The sequence below is a fragment of the Litchfieldia stipae genome, from assembly GCF_014837155.1.
Classification (GTDB): Bacteria; Bacillota; Bacilli; order Bacillales; family Bacillaceae_L; genus Litchfieldia.
In genome coordinates, this window is record NZ_JACYHA010000011.1 from 121,442 (window position 1) to 128,639 (window position 7,198).

A 7,198-nucleotide genomic window follows, 5' to 3' on the forward strand; every position below is an offset into this window, starting at 1 on the left:
CATGAATATGTTAAAAGGGGAATGGAAGAAAGTCTTAAATAATCGAATGCTCATTCTAATGATGATTGCGATCCCGTTCATTCCGATTATTTATGCTGGTATTATCCTTAGTGCATACTGGGATCCATTTGGAAGCACTTCGAATCTGCCGGTTGCGGTGGTTAATCTTGATGAACCGTCGGAAATGGAAGGGAAAACATTAGCCATTGGTGATGAACTGGTTAACTACTTGAAAGAAAATGATAGTCTGAAGTGGTATTTTGTCAGTCAAGAAGAAGCACAAGCGGGATTTGAGGATGGAGATTATTATATGGTGATCACCATTCCAAAGGATTTCTCGAAAAGTGCTTCAACAGTGATGGAGGACCATCCTGAAAAAATGAGTCTTAGCTATGAAGTGAACCCAGGACGAAACTTCTTTAGCGTAACCATTAGTGAACAAGCCATGAATCGTATTAATCAGGAAATATCCAAAACGGTAACTGAAGAATATACAAGAGTGATTTTTTCACAAATCAGCGATATGGGGGAAGGATTTGCTGAAGCTGCTGATGGAGCAGTTCAAATCAATGATGGGGTTGAACAACTACAGGCTGGAAATAGAGAAATCACAGAAAATCTTAGCAAGCTTGCTTCAAGCATCTTAACCTTTAAAAATGGTGTTGATACCATACAAGTGGGAGTTGGAAGTTTTATTGAAGGAGCAAATGAACTTTATTCTGGAGCAAGCCAATTAAATGAGGGGATTACTCAATATACAGATGGTATCGAGCAGCTGCATGAAAAATCGGTGGTTTTAATAGACGAAGAAAATGGAGTTCCAAAGCTTGCACAGGGTCAACAAACGCTAAATAGTGCGTTAAATGAGTTAGCCACTGGTAGTCAGAATCTTACGAACGGGTTAAATCAATTGAATCAACAATTACCTTCACAGAGTGAAATCACACAGCTGACAGAAGGCTTATCATCGATTCAGCAAGCAATCAATCAATTGCAGCAGGCTGCTAGTCAGTCAGGGGCTTCACCTGAATTGATTGCTCAAATTAACACGTTGACGGCTGTTGTTAATCAGGTACAACCAAAAGCAATCGGTGCAATTGGGGGGTATCAAACGATTAGCCAGGTGTTAGCTGGTGATAATGGTATGATTCAAGGGTCTGAGAAGTTAGCTGCTGGAATGAATCAGGCTGTGAGTGGAAGTGATGTGTTAACTTCAGCTACTGCCAATTTAAATAACCAGTTACCTCAGTTAGTAGGTGCCATTGATCAACTTGATTCAAAGTCATCAGACCTTAAAGATGGATCAGCCCAGCTTGTCCAAGGAATCGATACCCTATCTAGTAAATTACCTGTGCTAAAAAATGGTGTTTCACAGCTTGCTGATGGCGCCACTCAATTACATGATGGAGCTAGTAAGCTTACAGAAGGTTCATCAGAATTAGGTGAAGGGATATTGACCTTGCATGATGGGACCGGGGAACTAGCAGAAAAGCTTGCTGAGGGTGCTGATACGGTAGAAAGTATTCAGACAACAGATGAAAATTATGACATGCTCGTATCACCGGTTACCTTGAAAGAGGCTAAAACCAATGAGGTACCAAACTACGGACACGCATTGGCTCCAATGTTTATTTCACTCGGATTATATATTGGTGCCTTGGCATTCAATATGATTTTCCCATTACGTGAAACAACAACAAGCCCAACATCAGGTCTTGCATGGTGGATTAGTAAGTTTTCATTAGGTGTCGTACCCGCAGTTGCTGGGGCTTTAATACTTGATACGATTGTTAGATACGGGATGGGATTAGAGGTACAGAATATCGGCCAGTTTGTTCTCATATCTGTATTAGCTTCATTGACGTACATGTTCTTCCTTATGTTATTAGTGATTCTATTAGGAAATCCAGGGCGATTTATCGCCATGATCCTCCTAGTCTTGCAGCTTGGATCTAGCGGAGGAATGTTCCCAATTGCTTTACAGAATGATTTCTTCCATGCGATTAATCCTTATATGCCAATGACCTATGTAATCTATGGTTTAAGGGAAGCAATGACCGGTTCACTTGGAAATGATCTATTCATCAGAAGCGTACTCATGCTTGTCGGATGTATTGTCATTTTCAACGCTCTATTGTTCCTGTTCTTGCATGTGAAGAATAAACGTGGTCAACAAATAGCTACTGAAAATTAATAATACAAATGAGGCATCGAGTGAAATCGGTGTCTTATTTGTTTAATTTGTGACCACTTTTTTCTGAAAATATTGTAAAATTGAGGGTGGATTGATTTAATCAAGAGTATTAAGCGAGTGGACCATGTAAGAGCCTTGAAAATTCAGTGTTAAGGAGCAATCCATGGATAAAAACATCTATATTATTAGACATTGTGAAGCAAAGGGACAATCATCTGATTCATCATTAACAGAAAATGGGTTTGTACAAGCAGATCAACTATCAGATTTTCTAATTGATAGAAAGGTAGATCGAATCATTTCCAGTCCTTGTTTGAGAGCGATTCAAACGATCACACCTTTTGCTGAGGCTAGAAAGATCGAAATTGAACTAGACCCCCGATTAACGGAACGGATGCTGAGTACCACCTTTTTTCCAGATTGGATGGATAAACTTGAAGCAACATTTGTTGCTATGAATCTAAAGTATGAAGGCGGAGAATCTAGTAATGAAGCCAAAAAGCGTATTGTAGAGGTGATCGAAGAAATGATAGAAAATGATGATGAATATACTATCATCGTCGCCCATGGTGGAATTATCTCTTTATTATTAAACTACTATGACAAAAACTTTGGGTTTGAACAATGGAAAACCTTAAGTAATCCAGACGTGTTTCGATTAAAAATATCAGATGCCGCTTATGATATAAAGCGTATATGGAAAGATTAATATATTTGTGAAGGAATTTGGAAATAAATCAATAAGCAATTGACAAAAGACTAAAAAGGGAGTATTTTGTGGGTAGATTTATTATTTTTATTTATTTCTGAGTATTTGATATTCGTTGTATCAAATTTAAGTGGAAGACACATTCTATAACTAGTCTTCCTTTATTTTTGGACACTAATGACCAGTTTGGTCATTTTGTAACGTGGAATGATCAAAATGGAGAATCGCAGAAAGGAGGCTCAGTATGAATTCGTTATTCAATAGTCTAAAGCCAGAGAAACAGGAGCGCATTATTAACGCTGCGCTGAAAGAATTTGTTCAAAGTGGCTTTGATAAAGCATCAACAAATGAAATCGTAAAAGAGGCTCAAATCTCTAAAGGATCATTATTTAATTATTTTCATAATAAGAAGCAGCTTTACTTTTATCTAATCGATTATGGGATGAAAGTGGTTGAGATTATCTTTGAACATATTGATCTAACTGAAACGGATCTTTTTGTAAGACTTGAAAAATTGGGATTTGAAAAGCTACAGATTCAACGAAAATATCCACAGGTATTTGATTTCCTGACTTCGTTATATCAAGAGGAGTCAGATGAGGTGAAGGCCGATATCCAAGGTAGGATTCAATTGATTCAAAAAGAAGGCTTTGCCAGAATATATGAGAATATCGACTACACCAAATTTCGCGACGACATCGATATTCAAAAAGCAATCGAAATTCTAACCTGGACAATGTACGCTTTTGGAGAAAAAGCAATCAAACAACTCATTTCTTTTGACAAAGTGGGAGAGGAATATCTTAAAGAATGGGAGAGTTATTCTCAAATATTGAAATCTAGTTTTTACAAATAAGGAGGATGAAACATGAGCGTATTGGAAGTTAAGAATTTAACAAAGAAGTTTGGGAGATTTACAGCTTTAGATGGTGTTCAATTTGAAGTGGGAAGCGGAGAGGTTTTTGGTTTTATTGGGCCGAATGGAGCTGGTAAATCAACGACTATCCGTGTATTACTAGGGATTTTGAAAGCAACTGAAGGAGACGTCAAGCTTTTCGGTAAGGACGCTTGGAATGATGCGGTGGACATTCATAAGCGATTGGCCTATGTACCAGGAGATGTGAACTTATGGCCCAATTTAACAGGTGGGGAGGTTATTGATCTATTTGTGAAGCTTCGTGGAACCGGTAACCAAAGCAGAAGAGAAGAATTGATTAAGAAATTTGATTTGGACCCGACCAAAAAATGTAGAACATATTCGAAGGGAAATCGGCAAAAGGTTGCATTGATTGCGGCATTTTCTGTTGATGCAGATTTGTATATTCTAGATGAACCAACTTCAGGACTTGATCCATTGATGGAGCAAGTGTTCCAAGAATGCGTGATGGATGTGAAAAATAGAGGGAAAAGTGTTCTTTTATCAAGTCACATCCTGTCTGAAGTAGAGAAACTATGTGATCGGGTAGGGATTATTCGCCAAGGACAGATCATTGAAACAGGAACACTAAACGAGCTTCGACATTTAACACGTACTCATATTCTAGTTGAAACTAAGCAACCTGTATCAGAACTTCAACAATTACGAGGAATTCATGAAATTGAAGAAACAGACCAAGGGTTGAGCTTCCAGGTGGATACAGAAGAGCTAGACAATGCTATCAGACATATTAGTCAGTTTGGGATTGTGAAGCTAGAAAGTGCACCTCCTACACTTGAAGATTTATTTATGAGGCATTATGAGAACAAGGGTCGATCAGAAGGGAAAGAAACAGGAGGTGTCCAGTAATGGATCAAAGTAGATTTGCAGGGACAGCCAAACTGTCTCGCTTTATTCTCCGGCTTGATCGAATCAGAATCCCAATTTGGATAATTAGCTTAGCTTTATTTACGATTATGATTCCTCCTGCATTTGAAGGCTTATATACAACTCAGGAGGAGAGAGATACAATCATTCAAACGATGGCTAATCCCGCAATGACAGCGATGTTAGGGACAGGTGATCTTGAAAATTATACGACAGGTGCAATGACAGCCCATCAGATGATCTTGATGACAGCAGATATTGTTGGAATCATGGCGATTTTACTAGTGACAAAGCATACTAGAGCAGATGAAGAGGATGGTCGTCTTGAATTGCTTCGATCCTTACCTACTGGTCGTCTGTCATATTTAAATGCTACATTAGCTGTCATTAGTGGGGCTTTTATCATCTTAACTTTCGTAATTGGATTTGGTCTGTTTGGTCTTGGAATTGAGAGCATGGATTTAGAAGGATCCTTGTTATATGGTGCTGCATTAGGGGGAACCGGACTTGTTTTTGCCGGAGTGACAGCTGTATTTGCCCAGCTTTCTGATAGTTCGCGTGGGACTATTGGTTGGTCAATTGCGATTTTACTCTTTGCTTATCTGTTTCGAGCAATTACGGATATAAGCAATGAAGCCCTTTCTTGGCTTTCTCCATTAGGGTGGGTGACAAAGGCAGAGGTCTATTCATCGAACAATTGGGGCCCAATTATATTAATGGTAGCTGTGTCGATTGTGCTATTTATCATCGCAAATTATTTAAATAGTATTCGTGATTTGGATCAAGGGTTTTTCCCAGCAAAACCTGGAAAGAGATATGCGTCACGTCTTTTACTTAGTCCATTTGGTTTAGCCTTTCGATTACAAAGAACGGGATTTATCGCTTGGGCGATCGGATTATATGTACTTGGAGCTTCCTATGGATCCATCTTTGGTGATTTGGAATCATTCTTTGCCGGTAATGAAATGTATGAGTTAATGCTCCAGCAAGCTGAAGGGGCAACGATCGTAGAGCAATTTCTTCCAACTCTTATGATTGTTATTTCTTTGATATCTACGATACCACCAGTCATGGCGATGAACAAATTGCGTGGTGAGGAGAAGAAGGAACGTACCGAGCATATGTTAACTAAAGCTGTTTCGAGGTCTCAGCTTCTAGGCTCCTATTTACTTTTGGCGATAGTGAATGGTATTGTTATGATAACAATGAGTGCACTGGGATTATGGTCAACTGGTACTGCTGTGATGGAGGATGGGCTTGCTTTTGACATGGTATTTGGTGCAGCAATGGTTTATTTACCAGCCATGCTTGTGATGATAGGAATGACTGCATTCCTTAACGGCTTATTACCAAGACAAACTCATTTGATCTGGATCTACTTTATCTACTCATTCTTCGTTCTGTATCTAGGAAACTTAATGCAATTTCCAGATTGGGTAGGGGAGCTTTCTCCATTTGGTCATGTCCCACAAGTGCCAATAGAGGATGCAACATTTATGCCACTGTTTGTATTAAGCCTAGTAGCGGCTGGCTTTATGATGATCGCATTCTTGACCTTTAGAAAGCGAGATATCGCGAATTAACTTCTTAGGGGGAGGTTTGAGTGAAGAACCTTCCTCTGATCTTGTGAAAAAATGAAACCACTTACACTTGTTATTCGTAGAGATAGTTGAAGTTTGGATAAAAAGGAGAAACGATTTTGAAAGAACTTTTTGGAATTATCATATTTTTGATCATTAGTTATTATTGTTTTAAGTTCGTACGAGTGATGGTGAAAATGAGGAAAAACAATATCCTGCCAATTACTGAAGAGGAGCGAGTTTCGCTTCGAATGTATCCTCAGAAACCAGTTGCCTTCCCTAAGTATTCAACGCAAAAGCTAGGAATTGGCTTCTATCTTTTTGCATTATTATTTGCATTCGTTATGTTTTTTCTGGGATCATTTGCACATGAGGCGGATTGGTATTTCTATTTATTTATTATCATCCCTTTGATTAATACGAGAAATGTCTTTAATTTATTTTCAATTGTGGAGGATGGAGTTGTAGGAGGATCTACCTTCATTCCATGGAAGCGGATTAAGAGCTATGAATTTGTTCCGATTACGATTAATCATCGTTATTATGGATTTTCTGACGAAGTCAACGCTGGTCAAGAACTAGTTATTAAGGGAAAGCTGCTCTCGATTAAATGTCTCGTGACGACTGATGAGATGAAAGAGAAAATCACTGGTATAATCGAAGAAAGAACGAAGGCAGAGTCTGACAAAAAAACGAAAAAAGCCCGATGAATTATTCTAAGTAGTTCAGTTTTTGTGGAGAAACATTGAAAATAGCATATGGATTAGCATCCATTTTAGCACAGTTAATAGCATCTATATTTTCGTTGGTAGTACAATGATTTTAAAGGAAATAAACGCAAAACATTATAGCAAATAGCACCCTTACTGGCATCTTGACAATAGCTATTGTCATCAGTGCAATTAGGGTGC

General features: G+C 38.5%; 6 protein-coding genes. All 6 read left to right on the top strand.

The window, feature by feature from the left end:
* Position 1: 1 nt before the first annotated feature.
* The 6 genes from F7888_RS14020 (at position 2) to F7888_RS14045 (ending at position 6,997) form a co-directional block, all read left to right on the top strand.
* A complete protein-coding gene (locus F7888_RS14020; RefSeq protein ID WP_191780383.1) occupies positions 2-2,194 on the top strand; it encodes a YhgE/Pip domain-containing protein in 2,193 nt (730 codons plus the stop codon).
* A gap of 163 nt (positions 2,195-2,357) precedes the next feature.
* Positions 2,358-2,903 carry a histidine phosphatase family protein gene (locus F7888_RS14025; protein ID WP_191780385.1) on the top strand — a complete coding sequence of 182 codons (546 nt, stop codon included), beginning with the start codon at positions 2,358-2,360 and terminating at the stop codon, positions 2,901-2,903.
* A 244-nt stretch (positions 2,904-3,147) separates the two neighbouring features.
* Entirely contained in the window at positions 3,148-3,759 is a 612-nt protein-coding gene (locus tag F7888_RS14030) for a TetR/AcrR family transcriptional regulator (protein ID WP_191780387.1), read from the top strand.
* Positions 3,760-3,771: 12 nt separating this feature from the next.
* The gene (locus tag F7888_RS14035) at positions 3,772-4,689 is read left to right on the top strand and encodes an ABC transporter ATP-binding protein (protein WP_191780389.1); all 918 of its coding nucleotides are present in this window, start codon (positions 3,772-3,774) and stop codon (positions 4,687-4,689) included.
* Positions 4,689-6,290, top strand: a complete 1,602-nt coding sequence (locus F7888_RS14040) for an ABC transporter permease (protein WP_191780391.1) — start codon at positions 4,689-4,691, stop codon at positions 6,288-6,290. The genes F7888_RS14035 and F7888_RS14040 overlap by 1 nt, the downstream gene beginning before the upstream one ends.
* A gap of 116 nt (positions 6,291-6,406) precedes the next feature.
* The gene (locus tag F7888_RS14045) at positions 6,407-6,997 is read left to right on the top strand and encodes a hypothetical protein (protein ID WP_191780393.1); all 591 of its coding nucleotides are present in this window, start codon (positions 6,407-6,409) and stop codon (positions 6,995-6,997) included.
* The last annotated feature ends 201 nt before the right edge of the window (positions 6,998-7,198 follow it).